The sequence below is a fragment of the Sediminispirochaeta bajacaliforniensis DSM 16054 genome, assembly GCF_000378205.1.
Lineage (GTDB): Bacteria > Spirochaetota > Spirochaetia > DSM-16054 > Sediminispirochaetaceae > Sediminispirochaeta > Sediminispirochaeta bajacaliforniensis.
In genome coordinates this window covers 203,580-221,890 of sequence record NZ_KB899408.1, presented here as the reverse complement: position 1 = coordinate 221,890, position 18,311 = coordinate 203,580, and the positions used below count along the sequence as shown (strand labels likewise).

12 protein-coding genes are annotated in these 18,311 nt (G+C 48.2%); 5 read left to right on the top strand and 7 right to left on the bottom strand.

All coding sequences use genetic code 11. From position 1 onward, the window contains the following. Positions 1-48 precede the first annotated feature (48 nt). The 4 genes from F459_RS0104310 (at position 49) to F459_RS0104295 (ending at position 7,762) form a co-directional block, all read left to right on the top strand. On the top strand, positions 49-1,572 hold the full coding sequence (locus F459_RS0104310; protein ID WP_245540074.1) for a sensor histidine kinase: 1,524 nt from the start codon (positions 49-51) through the stop codon (positions 1,570-1,572). Between the two features lie 69 nt (positions 1,573-1,641). Then, positions 1,642-3,192: a glycosyltransferase family protein gene (locus tag F459_RS0104305; RefSeq protein ID WP_020611505.1), complete on the top strand. Its 1,551-nt coding sequence runs from the start codon at positions 1,642-1,644 to the stop codon at positions 3,190-3,192. A gap of 125 nt (positions 3,193-3,317) precedes the next feature. Then, on the top strand, positions 3,318-6,878 hold the full coding sequence (gene nifJ / locus F459_RS0104300; protein WP_020611504.1) for a pyruvate:ferredoxin (flavodoxin) oxidoreductase: 3,561 nt from the start codon (positions 3,318-3,320) through the stop codon (positions 6,876-6,878). A 269-nt stretch (positions 6,879-7,147) separates the two neighbouring features. Then, complete coding sequence (locus F459_RS0104295) at positions 7,148-7,762, top strand: hypothetical protein (RefSeq protein ID WP_020611503.1); 615 nt, start codon at positions 7,148-7,150, stop codon at positions 7,760-7,762. A 152-nt stretch (positions 7,763-7,914) separates the two neighbouring features. Here F459_RS0104295 and F459_RS0104290 read toward each other — a convergent pair whose 3' ends face one another. From F459_RS0104290 to F459_RS0104270, 5 genes are all read right to left on the bottom strand, one after another. Further along, the gene (locus F459_RS0104290; protein WP_245540073.1) at positions 7,915-8,271 is read right to left on the bottom strand and encodes a hypothetical protein; all 357 of its coding nucleotides are present in this window, start codon (positions 8,269-8,271) and stop codon (positions 7,915-7,917) included. Between the two features lie 174 nt (positions 8,272-8,445). Continuing rightward, the gene (locus F459_RS0104285) at positions 8,446-10,554 is read right to left on the bottom strand and encodes an ADP-ribosylglycohydrolase family protein (RefSeq protein WP_081623713.1); all 2,109 of its coding nucleotides are present in this window, start codon (positions 10,552-10,554) and stop codon (positions 8,446-8,448) included. Positions 10,555-10,589: 35 nt separating this feature from the next. Then, positions 10,590-11,417 (bottom strand): carbohydrate ABC transporter permease, encoded by an 828-nt coding sequence (locus F459_RS0104280; RefSeq protein ID WP_020611500.1) that lies wholly within the window; start codon positions 11,415-11,417, stop codon positions 10,590-10,592. Next, entirely contained in the window at positions 11,414-12,292 is an 879-nt protein-coding gene (locus F459_RS0104275) for a carbohydrate ABC transporter permease (protein WP_020611499.1), read from the bottom strand. The genes F459_RS0104280 and F459_RS0104275 overlap by 4 nt, the downstream gene beginning before the upstream one ends. Before the next feature lie 65 nt (positions 12,293-12,357). After that, complete coding sequence (locus F459_RS0104270) at positions 12,358-13,692, bottom strand: ABC transporter substrate-binding protein (protein WP_020611498.1); 1,335 nt, start codon at positions 13,690-13,692, stop codon at positions 12,358-12,360. Between the two features lie 178 nt (positions 13,693-13,870). On the opposite strand from F459_RS0104270, the gene F459_RS0104265 reads away from it, so the two are divergent. Then, on the top strand, positions 13,871-14,866 hold the full coding sequence (locus tag F459_RS0104265) for a LacI family DNA-binding transcriptional regulator (protein WP_020611497.1): 996 nt from the start codon (positions 13,871-13,873) through the stop codon (positions 14,864-14,866). A gap of 13 nt (positions 14,867-14,879) precedes the next feature. On the opposite strand, the gene F459_RS0104260 is transcribed toward F459_RS0104265, so the two are convergent. Continuing rightward, positions 14,880-16,664, bottom strand: a complete 1,785-nt coding sequence (locus F459_RS0104260) for an ATP-binding cassette domain-containing protein (RefSeq protein WP_026294886.1) — start codon at positions 16,662-16,664, stop codon at positions 14,880-14,882. A gap of 76 nt (positions 16,665-16,740) precedes the next feature. Further along, positions 16,741-18,210, bottom strand: coding sequence for a tryptophanase (locus tag F459_RS0104255; RefSeq protein ID WP_020611495.1), 1,470 nt, complete (start codon positions 18,208-18,210; stop codon positions 16,741-16,743). Between the last annotated feature and the right edge of the window lie 101 nt (positions 18,211-18,311).

Below are 18,311 nucleotides of genomic sequence, written 5' to 3'. Positions count from 1 at the left end.
GATATCTATACATCGCTATCGAGAAATTTTATTCGTGAAGAAGAAAGAGTGCGAAGCATCCAGATAGCTAAACGAATTGAATCGATGATGAATGAATATCTGCATCTTGCCTATGATTTTGCGGCCAGTGAAGAAGTTAAAACTTTTTTTGGAGAACCGAGAGAAAGCAAACACGGTATATTCACAAGCGAAGTTCTCCAGCAGTATCTGCTTTATAAAAAAGGAGCAGAGGAGCTCCATTTTATTAGTCGTTCTGCAGAAAATAACATTTCGACAGGTTACATCCCCAATCTTTATCTGTATAAGAATTGGGGAATTCTTTACAATCTATCGACAAGCCTTAATGACCATCTCTTTTTCAGTTCGATTTACAGAGGCTTATCCGGTGATACAATCTGTCTCTCAGTTGCCGTCAAAGTCTTTAATACTGTGCACCAAGTCATCGGCTATATCATCATTGATGTATATCGCAATAAACTACAAAGCCTCATCGAACAAGGGAAAAGTGTTCAATCAAGTATAAACATAACAAACAAGAAAAATTTCATTATCTACAGTGGAGTAAGATATGATGAAGGCAAAAAATATATACCCGTTGATCAAAATGATTTTACCTATAGCTTTTCTCATTCTATACTCGAAAATTCCTTTATCCTGAACTACGAAGTACAAAACAGCTTCTTACTGGAAGTGAAAGAAAAATTCCGAGAAAAAATTTCATGGCTTGTTATTGTCAGTATTATTATCAGCATGATAACGGCTTTGATTATTTCTTCCGGTTTAAGAAAACCAATCAACAAGCTTATAACGACAATGAAAATTGTGGGAGAAGGTAATCTTGAAGCGCAAATCGACCTCAAAAAGAGAGACGACCTTCATGAACTTCAGGATGAATTTAATAAATTCGTAAGACAACTCAAGCGGCTTCAGGATGGAAACATGGAAAATGAACGATTACTGCATCAAGCCCAGATAGCCTTTCTGCAAGCACAAATCAAACCGCACTTTCTCTACAATATGCTGGCGACAATAAAGGGGATGGTATCCTACAGTTCTCCCGAAGAAGTTAAGACAGCCATTATAACGCTTAGTAGGCTCCTACGAAATTCTTTCGATTTCTCTGAAGAGTTACGACCTTTGAAGGACCATTTGGAAATTATCCAATGCTATGTTGATATGCAAAATTTCAGATTTCCGAACAAATTCCAGCTCCTTATCAATGCGGACCAGAAAAGCCTTTCATGTAGAATGCCTCCACTTTTATTGCAGCCTATTGTCGAGAATTCGATTATTCACGGTTTTTCCGACAAGGAAGAAGCGTGTACGATAGATATCCAAACAGAAATGCATGATGGTTATCTATTTATCACCATTAAAGACAATGGTACAGGTATACCGAATCGATTGCTACGGGAGATAAAAAGAGACAAACCAAACGCCGCATATCCTCACATCGGTCTGACAAACGTCATCAAACGTATAAAATTTTTCTACGATGACTCTTGCTTTGTGGACATTGAAAGCCACATAGGTATAGGAACAACGGTGACCTTTAAACTCTATGCATTATAGAGCGGCTGACGATAATAAAAAGCAGCAAGCGGTAGCATCGACGCCAGGGATACGCTACACTTCTGTTTCATGAAGATTGCCATTGTACATCACCATTTCAGACCCGGAGGTGTGACAAAGGTCGCCATCTCCGGGGCAAAGGCATTGCTTGACCAGTGTCTGGCTATTGAATCGATACAACTTGTTTCGGGAAGCGGCGATAATCTGGATGCCATCGATCTCAGGACCATGCACCTTCCGCTTTTCGATTATCATTCCGATATAGTGGGTACCAACGGGCTTTCGTCAGAGGCCATCTGCCGACTCCTTGAAGAGCATCTGTCGGACCATCTGCTGTGGGTTCATAACTATCAACTTGGCAAAAACGGTTATTTTACTCAGGGGGTCCTGGATTATGCCCGCCGACATCCCGATCGGCCGGTCATGCTCCAGATTCACGACTTTCCCGAATGCGGCAGGCATAACAACCTTGACGAGTTGTACGCCACCATGAACGATGCAATCTACCCGGACTTGCCGAATGTTCTGTACCTGACCATCAACGAGCGGGATCGCAAGCTGCTCATATCGTGCGGGATCTCTTCCGAGAGGGTCGCCTTGCTGAATAATCCGGTGTCGGACGGTCATGCCGATTCCCTTGACGTTGATCGGGAAAGGATTAGAAAGCGTGTTGCCGCAGGATTGCCGGAAACAGCAGGAAAGATCGACCACTCCGCTCCCTTTTTCCTTTACCCCGTTAGGACGATCCGGCGAAAAAACGTGCTGGAGGCTGCTCTCCTTGCCCGACTTGTCGAGGGAGGTGCTAATCTTCTTGTTACCCTGCCCGGGACCAGCGAAGCGGAACAGGAGTATTCGCACCTTGTTCGATCGCTCTTTGCCGACGGTACGATAACGGGGGCCTTCGGCCTTGGGGCGGGGATCGATGCAGCCGGCATTGGGTTTGAAGAGCTTGCCCGGTCCTGCGATCTCGTGGTCTCTTCTTCCGTACAGGAAGGTTTCGGTTACTTTTTTGTGGATGCCCTGCGGTGGGGTGTCCCCTTGTTTGCACGACGATTGGATATCCTCGGAGGAATCGAACCCCTTTTTGAAGGCTATCCCCACTATCTTTATTCCACACTCTGGATACCGGTAAGGCACGAGAAAAGAAAGGAGCTTTCAGAACGCTACAATCGGCGGATGAATGAGCTTTCTGCCTACCTGCATGAGGAAGTCCGCTCACTCCTTCAGGAACGTATTCAGAAGATGCTTAACAGCGAACTAATCGATTTTTCATATCTTGATGCCGGATCTCAGGCGGGATTCTTACGATGCATGGATGATCGGGGACTTCTCCGGGAGCTTCGATCGTTGAATGCCGATATGCTTTCTCAGGCGGCACTTTTGACCGGACAACACCCGACACCTCCTACGGAAACCATACGAAAACACTTCGGCAATGAACACTTCGCCAGTCGCGCCAAGGAGCTGATTGAGCAGCTTATGAAAGGTCCCTCTCTCCAAATAGGGGAGACACGAAGTAACAAGATACCACCGAGAGAGGATCCTGTCCATCGCAGGCTTTTACAAGGCTTTGCCGCACCTGAATATTTGCGTCTGTTGTACGAGACACCTTCTTCCTGAAGTCGAAGCACCTGTCGGAGGGTAAAAACGATCTTTTCATATCGAATCGCCTCATGCTCCTTGTCCCGTCATTTTATATAGGGTATACTAATAGCAAGTAAAACCCCTAAATAAAGGACTCTGAAATGTCTGAGAAAAAGATGGTTACGATCGACGGCAATACGGCCGTCGCCCATGTGGCCCATGCCACAAACGAGGTAATCGCAATTTATCCGATTACTCCGTCTTCTCCCATGGGAGAGCTGGCCGATGTGTACAGCGCCCAGGGCAGAAAAAACATTTGGGGAACGGTCCCCGACGTAGTTGAGCTTCAGTCGGAAGCTGGAGCTTCCGGTTCTGTGCACGGCGCTCTTACCACCGGCGCGCTTACAACAACCTTTACCGCGAGCCAGGGCTTGCTGTTGATGATCCCCAACATGTTTAAGATTGCCGGAGAGCTGACATCCACAGTGTTTCACATCGCGGCACGAGCAGTTGCGGCCCAGGCGCTTTCCATCTTCGGTGATCATTCCGATGTGATGGCCGCCCGCTCCACCGGTTTTGCCATGCTCGCCAGTAACAACGTTCAGGAAACCATGGATAACGCCCTCATCGCCCAGGCGGCGACCCTTGAGTCACGGATTCCCTTTATCCACTTCTTTGACGGATTCCGGACCAGCCATGAAATCCAGAAGGTGGAAGAGATTTCCTATGATGTGATGCGTGAAATGATCAACGATGAATATGTTCGCGCCCATCGATCCAGAGGAATGAACCCTGAAAAGCCTGTCGTTCGGGGAACCAGCCAAAACCCCGATGTCTTCTTTGCAGCCCGGGAAACGGTCAACAAGTTCTACGAAGCGACCCCCGATATTGTCCAGAAGGCTATGGATAGGTTTGCCAAACTGACCGGACGCCAGTACCACCTTTTCGACTACGTCGGTGCAGCAGATGCCGAACGCGTTGTCGTGATGATGGGAAGCGGTGCCGACACCATGGAAGAGACCATGAATGTGCTCCAGGCAAAGGGTGAGAAGATCGGATTGGTAAAGGTTCACCTCTTCCGCCCCTTCAGCGCAAAGCATTTTGTCGAAGCTCTGCCTAAAACCGTAAAAAAGATCGCGGTCCTCGACAGAACAAAAGAGCCGGGAAGCCTCGGTGAACCCCTTTACGAAGATGTTCGCACCGCCATCGGTGAGATTATGGAGGCTGGAAAAAGCCAGTTTGCAAGCTGGCCCAAAACCGTGGGTGGACGTTACGGACTCGGTTCCAACGAATTCACCCCGGGCATGGCAAAGGCTGTTTTCGACAACCTTGCCGCCGATCAGCCGAAAAACCATTTCACCGTGGGTATCTACGATGATTTGGCCTACACCAGTCTCGACTGGGATGAGAGCTTCAGCACGTCCAACGGTAAGGTACACCGGGCTATGTTCTACGGCCTCGGTTCCGACGGTACCGTAGGTGCAAACAAGAACAGCATCAAGATCATCGGAGAAGCCACCGACAACTATGCTCAGGGCTACTTCGTCTACGATTCGAAGAAAGCAGGTGCAACCACCGTCAGCCATCTCCGCTTCGGAAAAGAGCTGATCAAGAGCACCTACAATATTCAGCGGGCAAACTTCCTCGCTTGTCACAAGTTCACCTTCCTTGAACGATTCGACATCCTAAAGAATGCGGAAGAAGGCGGAGTGTTCCTCCTTGCCAGCCCCTACAATAAGGATGAAGTGTGGGAAAATCTCCCCGTCGAGGTGCAGCAGCAGATTATCGACAAGAAGCTTCGCTTTTATGTCATTGACGCTGTTTCCATTGCCGAAAAAGCGGGAATGGGAAGCAGAATCAACGTCATCATGCAGACCGCTTTCTTCAAAATCTCCGGTATCCTTCCCGAGGACCAGGCAATCGAACTTATCAAGAAGTACATCACCAAGACCTATATGAAAAAGGGACAGGATGTCGTAGACAAGAACATCAAGACCATCGATATGGCACGTGATGCAATTGAAGAGGTCAGCTATCCCAAAGAGGTCAAGGGCAATAAGCACATGATTAAGCTTATTCCCGATGATGCCCCCGAATTTGTTAAAACCGTTACTGGCGAACTTATGGCCAGCCGCGGTGAAAAGCTGAAAACAAGCCAGCTGCCGATCGACGGGACCTACCCCACCGGCACCACCAAATACGAGAAGCGAAACATCGCCGAAAAGATCCCCGTATGGGACCCTGAGGTCTGTATCCAGTGTGCAGACTGTTCGGCGGTTTGCCCCCACGGTGTTATCAGAATGAAGGTGTACGATGCCGGCCTGTTGGACAAGGCACCCAAGACCTTCAAGAGCACCGATGCAAAAGGCAAAGAGTTTGCCGGCCAGAAATTCACCATCGAGGTGGCACCGGAAGATTGTACCGGTTGCGGCGCCTGTTGGAACATCTGTCCTGTGAACAAGAAGTTCGATAAGAAAGCCCTTTCCATGGAGCACCAGCTGCCTCTGAGGGAACAGGAAAAAGAAAACTGGGAATACTTCCTCTCAATCCCCAACTACGATCGAAGCAAACTCAACCTCAACAGCACCAAGGGCAGCCAGCTGCTCCAGCCGCTGTTTGAGTTCAGCGGAGCCTGTGCAGGTTGTGGTGAAACCCCCTACGTCAAGCTGGTCAGTCAGTTCTTCGGCGACAGGGCTGTTATTGCAAACGCCACGGGATGTTCCTCCATCTACGGCGGAAACCTCCCCACCACGCCCTATACCACCAGAGACGACGGAAGAGGGCCGACATGGTCAAACAGTCTCTTTGAAGATGCGGCAGAGTTTGGTTACGGCATGCGCCTTACCAGCGACAGAATGGGTAACTACGCCATGGAGCTGGTTGATCGGCTGCTTGCCAATACCCCTTCAGGTATCGACAAGAGTCTTCTTGAAAACATCAAATCCAACCCCCAGAAAACCGATGAAGAGATTGATCGCCAGAGGGAATGGAAAGACAAGCTGGTCGCCCAGTGCAAGGCTTCCGACAACTACGATGCAACAGAGCTCGCCAGCGTCGCCGACTATCTGATCAAACGATCGGTATGGGTCTTCGGTGGTGACGGATGGGCCTATGACATCGGTTACGGCGGTCTCGATCATGTTCTGGCCAGTGGAAGAAATATCAACGTGCTTTGTATGGACACCGAGGTTTACTCCAATACCGGAGGCCAGATGTCAAAATCCACTCCGGTAGGAGCCATTGCCAAGTTTGCCGCAAGCGGAAAATCGACCTCTAAAAAAGACCTCGGCATGATGGCCATGAGCTACGGCTATGTCTATGTCGCTCGTGTTGCCATGGGGTATAACCGAATGCAGACGATCAAAGCAATCCGAGAAGCCGAGGCTTACGACGGTCCTTCTCTGATCATCGCTTACAGCCACTGTATCAACCACGGTATCAACATGACCAAGGGTATGGACCAGCAGAAGCTGGCTGTCAACAGCGGTATGTGGCCTTTGTGGAGATTTAATCCCGACCTTACCACCGAGGGAAAGAACCCCTTCAACCTCGACAGCAAGGAGCCGACGATCGATCCTGCAGACTACATGTACAACGAGGTACGTTACAAATCCCTTAAGGCTGCAAATCCCGAAAGGGCTGCTGCTCTGCTTGAGAAGGTAAAGTACGATGTAGACCGGAAGTACCGGGAACTGAAGTATCTTGCCGACAGGGATTTCTAAAAAGCGTTTTTCGTACATACGAAAAGATGTGATTACTACACCCGACCTTTCCGGTCGGGTGTTTTTTTGTGGATTTCGACTATTTATATGTACCTATTGAACGAAGTAGCGGTAATTGGTAAAATAAGACCAATACAAAAAGCATAGGCGTTTCTGGAGGAATGACTTCGACTGACAACGGAGACAATGCCTTTTCGCATATCGTTGAACAGGATTCTCCCGAATCGAAGTCTCTCCTCCAAAAAATATAATAAGGTTAAGGAGAAGAAATGAAGCACTTACGTATCTGTACCCCGATCCTTGTCGGACTTACGGTCGCTTTGCTTTCGGGATGTGCCACGATGGGAGTGAATACAGCCCCCCAAAGTGAAGCCAGCAGTCTTATCTACGGGTACTTGAATAAAGAGCATTTGAAGTATAGCTCCGTAGTGTTCTTTTTTGCGCCCTGGGAGCTGGCAAACAAAATGGGCTGGAATACAGCCGATGATCTGCTAAACATGTCAAAAAAAGAAAAGAAGGCTGCAGCAAAGGCTCTCATGGAGGAAGGAGCGTGGATCTATTGGGACCGTTCAACTTCAACCTTTGCGTGTCCGGTCGAAAAACCGGGGGACTACTACCTCATCGAACTTGATGTCATGACGGGAAATACCGAGTTTTTGCTCTATAGCGGTTTACCCGATCGTGAAAATACGATAAAGGTCGAACGGGGCGGAATGTACTATTGGGGTGCATGCAAACTTGAGAGTGGAGACAAAAATAATGGATATGAGCTTGTTGCAGACCCATCGGTAACGCAGCTGGATGTGCTTGACGGGGTGGCACAACACCTTTCCGGTAAAGGTTGGGATGCATGGATCAATAGAAAACGGGCACAATTGCAATAATCATTGTCTACTGTTCGGAATCCTGGTGGTTGAAGGAACATAATTCCATTTTCCGCAACCAATTGAAAGCAAAACTGTGGGAAAAAGCACGCACTGGCATAAAAGCAAGTATTTCCGTCAAAGAGGCTCGCAGACCACCAGGATTCCGGACACTATCGACTCTTATACTGTTCAATGGCCTTGGCAACAAGCGCAGGATCTATATCTGCTTGTGTCCCACCAAGCTTCTGAATTAAATTCGTCACATTCCCTACATCTGAAGACGAAAGGACGCCACCTGAGCCGAGGCCACTCACATCGCCGGACGATATGAGTGACCCGATCGCCTGCTCAAGAGCAAGAGAGAAGGCCTCATTGCTCTGAGGATCGCCTTTTGCAGGTTCGGTTTTCGATTCCGATGCGGAAGAAGCTGCTGAAAGGTTCTGCCCCTTCCCAAGCTGCTGAATTTCCTCAATACGCTTTCGTATCTCCTGCATCCGGTTCATGGCATCGATCATTGAATCACTCATGTTGCTATTGTAAAACTATTCTACTGCTCCGAATAGTGGTGATTGATAGAGCCCAAATCTTCCTCATACAGTCAATTAAAAATCATACGATGAAAAAGGCGTAGGCAATGCCATGCAAGAAAGCTGCCACGAAAAAAGCATATTATCACCAGGATTCGGAACACTCTATTCAGATCACGATTCTATCGTCATCTGTAAACACGACAGACTCCCCGATTCTACGAGAAAACCTGCAGCACCGTACAACAGTCTTTCATCACACTCTGCTTTCAGCATGGTACTTCCATCAAACGTTGCTTCGATAATCCCATTCCTCATGTTTACTTCAATGTCTACATGTTTTTCCCACTGAAAATCAAAGGGAGCAGATGCAAGAATATCGATATCTCCATCGACATTCATCGCAAGCTTTGCTTGCTTTTCATGGTCAAGATAGACCATGAGATAATTCCGTAAGCCCCTGATGGCACATGCGATTCCCCCTTTTCGAAAAAGATGGGGAAGAATTGTTGCCTTTATGTGGTAGTTATGCCATGTTTCCGTGCCCTGATAGAGGAGACCCAGTCCGGGGTCCTTGCTGATCCGTACCCCGGGATTCCAGTGAAAATCGGCCATATCTACGGAGTCGACCCAGGCTCGCATCCAGACCTTTCCTTTGGGCTTTTGAAGGGGGAGCATCTCATAGGTGACACAATCATCCCAGGTAAGGTAATCCAAATAGAGCGTACCGTGACTTCCTCCGCATGGAGAAATAAGCTCGATGCCGACGAAGGTAATGGGCTGTCCCCCGGTTTCGTTTACGGTAAAGGAAAGAGTGTACCATCTGCCTGGCTCCAGAGCCATCTTTTTGCCGTGACGGGTCAACAGGTTATCATCATCACCATTTACCTGAGTAAATAAGGCAGCTTCGATATATCCCGTGGTATCTTTAACATAACACCGTGCGGTTATTGTCTGCCCCGAATACAGCGTAGGGGAGGCAATAAACTCATAGCCGGGCATTTCCCTCGCTTCCGGAGGAATGAAGGTAGCGGTTTTCAAGCGAAGATGCTGGCCTCGGCTCAAATTCCTGTACGTACATCGTAAAAGATGTTCTTCTGAGACGCTTGTATCGACATAGTTGTCCAGCAAGGGCTGGGGTGCTTCACCGGAGGGATCTTCGTAATGAAAACCTTGTACGGAGCCAGGCTGGGAGAAATGAAAGCGGGCTCCCTGTTTGGGTGCCAATCCGGGAAGTCCTTTTAATTTTCTTGCAGCATTAATCAGTTGGTAAGCTACGGTTAACGCATCGCTGATGGCACGTCCCCCGTCGGCCGTTGCAAGATAAAGGCGATCACGAACAGGCGTTCTAAAGTCGGCTCCGGCATCGATACCGGCCAGGCCATTTTTAATACCGAGAAAACAACCAACATTGGCGGCGTTGCAGTCCGTATCCCAACCACAGGTATTTACAATCATTTGCGATTTCTGGAAATCATCGTCGCCGTATAAAAGACTCAGAACCACAAGTCCATGGTTGGGAACGATATGGCAAAACCCCGGATACTTCTCATAGTTATACATGGAGCTGAATTCCGACCATGCCTTCCGCCAGTCAGGCTCACGATGATGCAGCTCTATCAGGTAGCTATTCATGCAATAGATAACAGAGTCGTCGGGAATATATGATAAGGCCTTCTTTAGGATATCCTCGGTCCCATCACAGACAAAGGCCAATGCTTCCATGGCCGCAATGACCATTGCACCGTATACGGCTTCCCTGTCATGACTAACATGAGCTGCCGCAGATGCCAATGAAACGGCAAAATCGGGATCGCCGGGAGCCACCATGGCCCAACCGTCTATAAAAATTTGGGCTCCTATCTGCTCGGCCACAATCTTTCCGTTTCGTTCAATTGAACCACTTTCGGGGGGTTCCACCCCCTCTTTGAGAGCCAAATAGGCAGTATGTTCGGTAGAGATTCCCTTTCCTCCCCACCAAAGAATGGTTCGGTTTTCAATAATGTAATTTAGCCAGGCATGGGCAACATCTTTCCCGTCCGGAATCTTCTGGCCAGGGCTATCTTCAAGGGCGCGTATAAAGGTAAAGGTGCCGGAGATGTCATCATCGGTAACAATCAACGGAACACCAATCTTATCATGAACGTAATACCAAATATCACCAATCTCTTTTTGTATCTTCTTGTGGCTCCATCCCTCAACGGGTCTGCCCATATATACCCCTATGATTTTACCCAGAACACCAGAATAAACTTTTTCAATATAAGCAGGTGAATCTATCATATCGTTGTACTCCTTTGAGATGGCATAGTCGTTTTTCAACCTTTAACGCCTCCGGCAGTCATTCCGGATATGAATCTTTTTTGTAGGATGATGAAAAAAAGGAGAATGGGTATGGTAATCATAACGGCATATGCCATAAGGGTTCCCCACTCGGTAACATAGCGACTTGTAAAACTGTAGAATCTGACAGCGACGGTATAAAATAGGTCGTTTTGCAGAAAGGTAACGGCAAAAAGGAATTCGTTCCAGCACCACAGTCCGACAATGAGAGCCGCGGTAAGAATACCCGGCTGAATCAAGGGTAAGAGGATGCTAAAAAAGATTCGTAAGGATCCTGCACCATCGACCCTGGCGGAATTCTCGATATCCTTGTCTATCTGAAGAAAATATGTCCGGAGAAGAAAGATGGCAAAGGGCGTAAATATTGCCGAATAGATAACGGCCAGAGCCACCCGATTATTAATCAATCCCATCCTTTGAAGGATGAAAAACAACGGGATGATAAAAAGCTGTTTCGGTATCGTATTACAGGCAAGAAAATAGATCGACATGGCCTTCCAATGTTTCATCCGTTTTGTGGAGAGTACATAAGCAGCCATACAACTGACCAATATCGTCACCACAACCGTCAAAATTGTGATCAACACACTATTAACCAGGGCCGTACCAAGATGACCGAATTTCCAGGCCCTGACAAAATTTGTAACATGTATAGTCTTCGGCAGGGAGAGTGGATTATTTGCTATTGCCACATTGGATTTAAAGCTGTTCACAAGCATGAGCCCGAGTGGCAGAATTGTGATAATCAGCAGTACCAGACAAACGAGTAACGAAACGATATGGACTGTTTTCGTATATTTCATTGCTCTTCCTCTGCTATTTGATGTTTTACATAGAAGTAGATAACGCCTCCTGCAAGGAGACTCATTGTCAAAGCCGTCGCGGCGCCGCTTCCTATATCGTGATGGTAGAAAGAGTATTTATACGAGAGTGTGGCGAGCATCTCGCTGGAATTGCCGGGGCCGCCCTGGGTTAATATCCACACATAGTCAAAAGCAAGAAACGACCAGATAATCGTCATAAGCAGCATAAAGAAAATGTTTGATTTTATTGAAGGAATAACGATGCGAAAGAACTTTTGCAAAAACGAAGCCCCGTCCATCTCTGCAGCTTCCAAAAGTTCTACGTTTATCTGGCGCATCGCCGCAAGAAAGACAACCGTCAGGAATCCCCACCAATGCCAATTATCGACAAAAGCAACGGCCCAAATAGAATGGCGCACCGATGTCAGCGGATTCTTCAAAACAAACGGAAGTAATTCCGACCGATTAATAAAACCAAGGATACCGCTCCGGGGATTAAAAATCATCGAGCTGAAAATTGCACAAATAATCACAGGAGATATGACATTGGGTATAAAAAAGATAGTTTGCAGCGGATCTCTCAGAAACTTCAGCTGCATAAGCAACATGGCGATACAGAGGGAAAGAATGATGGGCACGGTAAGAAAAAATGCTGTCCATTTCAGATTATTAACGATCGCAATTATGTAGTTTTCATTCTGAAACAATGTAAAAAAATTATCCAATCCGTTGAATTCCGGCATACCAAGGCCATTCCACTTGGTAAACGACATAACGATGGTCAGCAATGCAGGAATAAGAATGATGGCAATATTAATAATTAATGCGGGAAGTATAAAATATGCATCGGTCATCTTGCTCGGTTTGGTTTTCATCTGTCTCTCTCTTTCAGTCTTGACAATATGGCAGGCCCCGTGGAGCCTGCCATAGCATAAAAGCTTTACTTGGAATTAGGTACCGGAGGGACCTTTCCTTCGGCAAGCTCCTCCTGAAAAACCCTATCAAGCTCGGCAAGATACTCTTCCGGGGAAAGCTGATCGAGCCACACCTTCTCTATGCTCTCCCAGAGATACTGATTGGTTTTGGGCGGCCAAAAGGTCCAGGTAGTGTAACCGTATCCCCCCTGGTCGACCGCTCTCGCAATTTCTTCTATGCTCCTGGCGTAGCGAGGGTCAACCTTATCACCGAAATCCTTGCGGGAAATGGTATTGATTGGAAGATTCCACTCACCCGGCCAATGGGCATTCAAATCAACGATAATACCTTTATCGCTGCTTAAGGTATCCAGAATCTCCGCAGCTTCATCGGCATGTTCCGATTTCTTATTGATTGACAATGTGGCGCCGATACCAAGATCATAGACCGGAAATTCAACTCCCTCTGCAGAAGGCAATGGTGCCCAGTCCCATTCGTTCCCCGCCTCTTCGAAATAGGTACCGATATTCTGAAAGTTCCATGTTCCGGACGGATACATTGCCGCCTCCCCCTGAGCAAGCACATTAAGCGCATCAATATCGGCAAAGGAAAAGTAATCGGGTGTGAAATAGTTCTGAAAATAGTATTTCAATGTGGTAATGGCTTTCACAAAAACAGGATCGGTCCAGGGTATTTCACCCTTCAAAGCCTTTTTCACATTGTCCGGGCCTGCAATGTGATTGAAAAAAATCGTCACATAGTGTTCGTTGGTTGGCTTCCACGAGGAGTTTCCCGAAACGATGGGAATGGTGCCGCTTTGTTTGATTTGCCGGCAGAGTGCATCAAACTCTTTCCAACTGGTCGGAAGCTTCCATCCGTTTTTCTCAAAGAGGCTTTTATTGTAAAACAAAACCATTGCCTCATAGGTTTTTGGCAAAGCATAAAGTTTTCCGTTATAGGATCCCAGTTCAATCATCATGGGGAAAAAACGATCTTTCCAGCCGTATTTTTCGGCATAGGAATCAAGCGGCAGCAGATAATCTTCTTCGGCAAATTCTTGTACATACGACGGTCCCGCCGTCTGAACGATATCTGGGCCGGCTCCCGCCAGCATAGAAGTTCGAATATTCTGATCAAAATTCGCATCAAACCGTACGTTCAAATGATAGGTATCCGATCGTTCATTTACGACTTTCACAAAGTAGTCCCGGAAGGCCTGTTCATTTTCCGGAGTCGCCGTTTCATAGAGCCAGAAAACTTCGTCTCCTTTATTCTGCTTCGAAGGGTCCTGCTGACCGCCGGCAAAGGCAAGGGGCAGCCACAAAGACAATATGCATACTACCCATATGAGTCTTTTCATATCTCCGCTCTCCTTAATAATAGGCTTTCTAATATTCTATAATTCAATAAAATTATTGTCAACTTTTAATAATATTTTTACTTTTATTATTTATACTATTCATCTATATTACTAAATAATTTAGTTGATAAATTTATTTTTTATTGACCCTCATAATCCAGACGTTTATACTAATCAAATGAAGGTCAGAATAAGTGATATCGCCGAACGGGCAAACGTTTCTGCAGCAACAGTTTCCCTTGTCCTCAACAACAAACCAGGGGTTGGAGAAAAAATGCGGGAACAAATTCTCGCCATTGCAAAAGAAATGAACTATAAGGGAAAGATCAATTCGCCTAAAAGAAATATTACTTTTTTAAAAATCACGAAAAACGGCCACTTGCAGGAAAGCAGCCGACTCTACTCTGCCTATTTCGACGATCTCGTAGAAGGCTTATCCACGGAAGCTCGTAGCGCAGGATATAATATCAACATGACCTATTTTCAGGACCTTCCCCAGGATATCGATTCAAATTTCCCGGAGTCGGAAGGATTTATCCTTTTGGCATCGGATCTGGAACACCAGAATATCTCAGCACTGGAATCACTGAACAAGCCAATGGTACTTATCGGGTCCGATATTCCCATAATGTTCTGCGATCAGATCGGCGTAGACAATACGGATGCAACCTATAAGATTCTTCACCATCTTTACAGGAAGGGCCATCGACACATTGGGCTTGTCACAAATAACGGCAAAGATATCGATGTCCATGAGCGGGAAGACGCCTTTAAGCGCGGAGTGAAAGCACTGGGGATTACCTTCACCAAAGAAGATTTCATTCGCATAGATCCTCTTTCCAATGAGAACACATCCCTGCCCATTCAGATCAAAAAGGGAACATCGCCCTCAGCCTTTGTCTGCTGTGATGACACTATCGCATTAAAATTCTACCAGACCCTGGTACTTCTTGGATTCAGAATAGCCGAAGAGGTAACGCTGACAGGATTTGACTACCTACCGGAAAGCAGATTTATCCATCCGCCCCTCACCACATTTCAATTTCCTCATAGCGAAATGGGGAAACTGGCCTTTTCCATTCTCAAAAGTCGCATCGAAAAGGGAGAGGATGGGACACCCTTTATTCGATACAAGCTTCAAGGAAAACTGATAGACAGACTTTCAGCCCAATGAAGTAGAGAGAACCTCACGCCCTTTCCGCCTGATCAATCGCATCGAGCTCTTCCCATCTCTGGTAGGCCGTAGCCAATTCCCCGTCAAGTTCTTCGAGCCTTTTGGTTAGCAGCGACGGATCTTCGTCGCCGTTTTTATAGAGTTCAGGGTCGGAGAGCCGTTTATGGATGGTTTCCTGTTCTTCTTCCAAAGCGGAAATGGCATCGGGAAGGGCCTCCAGTTCCCGGTGCTGCTTGAACGTGAGTTTTACCTTATCGCGGGTTTTCGGCTTTTCGCCCTTTGGCTCCGACTCCTTATCTTCACCCTTTTCACGGACCGAATCAAACAGCGGAGAATTGGCCCAGTCGGCATAGCCGCCGGCAAGTTCTGCAATCTGTCCGTCCCCGGTAAAGACGAGACAATCGGTTACCACATTATCGAGAAACGATCGGTCGTGGCTTACCAGAAGAAGGGTCCCTTCGTACTCCTGGAGAAGCTCTTCGAGAAGCTCCAGGGTATCCACATCGAGATCGTTCGTGGGTTCGTCAAAGATAAGAAGATTCGAGGGCCGCGCAAAAAGCCGGGCAAGGAGCAACCTGTTCCTTTCGCCTCCGGAAAGGTGGGCCACGGGGCTTTTTGCCCGTTCCTCGGAAAAGAGAAAATCCCTGAGATATCCGATGATGTGCCGCTTTCTACCGTTTAGCGTTACGGTGTCAAATCCGTCGGCAACGTTCTCCGCCACCGTTTTGTCCGGATCGAGGTCCCCGCGAAGCTGATCAAAGAAGAGCGGGATGACATTGGTGCCGAGGCGAACGCTTCCGCTTAGAGGCTCCAACTGGCCGAGAAGGAGGCGAAGCAGGGTGGTTTTTCCCGAGCCGTTTGGGCCGACGATACCGACCCGGTCTCCACGCTCTATGACGGTCGAAAAGTCTTTTACGATGGGAAGTACAGAGTCGTAGCCGAAGGTGAGGTTCTTTGTTTTGATGACGATATCGCCGCTGCGTTCACCTGTATGGATTTCCATCCGGGCATGACCACTTCGTTCCCGCCGCTGACGGTAGGCATCGCGCATCTGCATCAGGGCCTTGACTCTCCCCTCGTTACGGGTCCGCCTGGCCCGAATCCCACGCCGTAGCCACGCCTCTTCTCCGGCAAGCTTTTTATCAAAGACCTCCCAGGCACGACGCTCTGCCTCCAGCAGCTCGTCCCTGCGACTGAGGAACTCATCATAAGAACAGCTGAAGCTATACAGTTTTCCCCTATCGATCTCGGCAACACGGTTAGCCAGTTGCCTGGCAAAGGAACGATCGTGGGTAACAAAGACCACACTCTTGACCCGGCGCAGTAAAAAATCCTCGAGTTTGAGAATGGTATCGATATCAAGGTGGTTTGTCGGTTCATCAAGAAGCAACAGATCGGCCCCGGCAGCAAGAACCTGCGCAAGGAGGACCCTGCGCTTCTGGCCCCCGGACAAAGAGGATACATTCTGCTCGGCAGGTACTCCCAGCAGGGTTAAACTCTGCTCTGCCGCAAGCCGGCGTTCGCCAACTCCCCCCATCACGAACTCCAAAGCGGGACCTGAAAAATCATCGGGAAAATCCTGGGAAAGGTAAGCGGTGGAAAGCCCCTTCCGCCGCGCGATCTTTCCATCGTCCGATGGTATAAGAGCGGCCAAAGCCTTCATAAAGGTCGATTTCCCCGCGCCGTTTCGCCCGAGCAGGCAAAGTCTGTCTCCTTCTTCAATCTGGAGATCAATGCCGTCGAGAAGCGGAGGACCACCAAAGGAGATAGTCAAATTCTGTACGCCGATGAGTGCCATAAGGGCATCATATCGATGAACAGGGGAGAGGATCAACGCCTTTGGCGTCCCTCTCCCAGATCCTTCCTGTTCTCTTTTACAGGCTGTCGCCGAAATCGGCACGGAACTTCGCCATCAACCTTTCAGGCCAATCGCCCTTTGCCTTCAGGCGGCCGACAAAGAAGCGCAGAACCTTCGGCTCCAGATCCCACTCAAGGCCGCCGACCAGTTCCCTATTCCGATAGAGCCAATGCAGCCTATCCACCGCGTATTCAACCTGACTGAGGGTAAAAACCCGCCGGGGAAAAGCAAGGCGCATCAACTCGATATCCGCAAGCATATCGCTGCCGTCATCCAAGCGAACACTGCTGATGGTTCCACGCTCCATCCCGCGGATGCCGGAGACAAGATAAAAAGCGGCGACCAGGGCACCGGCCGGGTAATCGTTCTGGGGCAAATGAGAGAGGAAGCTTCCGGCATCGATATGGGCGCCGAGAGCCCCGGCAGGGGTCACTACCGGAATGCCCAGGCTATCGACCTTACGAACAAAGTAGTCGATAAAGGAGGGAGACTGACAGATCATCTGGTCGTCAAGGGTCTCTTCGAGCCCAACCGCCATCGCCTCGATCTCTCTGACAGACATGCCGCCGTAGGTAAGAAAGCCCTCGTACAAAGGGACCAGGTCCCTCATCTGCTCGTAGAGCTCCTCTTTGGCAGTACAGATAACACCCCCGCGGCTTGAGGAGAGCTTTCGGGCGGAAAAGTAGACAAGATCGGCAAGGTCCGACATCTCGCCAATGATATCTCCCATACTTTTTTGGCTGTAGCCTTCCTCGCGCTGCTTAATGAACCAGGCATTCTCACCGATAAGACTTGCATCGAGAACAATCATAAGCCCTGTCTGGTCGGCGACTTCACGCACCTGGCGCATATTTTCCATGGAAAAGGGCTGTCCGCCGATCAGATTGGTCGAGGCCTCGAGGCGTATGAAGGGAATCACGGATGTTCCGACTTCGGCAATGAGCTTTCGAAGCTTCTCGATATCCATATTCCCCTTGAAGGGGTGATCACTTTTCACCTTAAGGGCCTCATCGGTGTAGATCTCATGCAAGGTTCCGCCGTTCAGTTCGATGTGTGCCTTGGTGGTAGTAAAATGATAGTTCATGGGAATATGGTGGCCGGGGCGAACAAAGGCCCTGCTGACGATGTTTTCAGCCGCGCGGCCCTGGTGAACAGGCAGGATAAACTGCTTGCCGAAGAGTTCAAGCACTTTGGCCGCCATGCGGTCGTAACTCTGGCTACCGGCATAGGCATCGTCCGCAACCATCATCGCGGCATGCTGGCGGTCACTCATGGCATTACAGCCGGAATCGGTAAGCATATCAAGATAAGTATCCCGCGTGCTTAAAAGAAACGAGTTAAAGCCTGCCTCTCTGATTGCGCGAAGCCGCTCTTCGATTGGGAGCAGGTAGAGCTTTTGAACAACTCGTACCTTGTGAAGCTCCAGGGGGATATCTATCCCGCTACTAAACCGTACCGTCGTTGACGGAATGCTTTGATTCGCCATAAAAAACTCCTACAGGTGCATATATATTCATTCAGATGACTATACACGTATATTTAATGCATATCAAACCTTTTCTTGAAGAGACGCCAAGACTCTTGTAG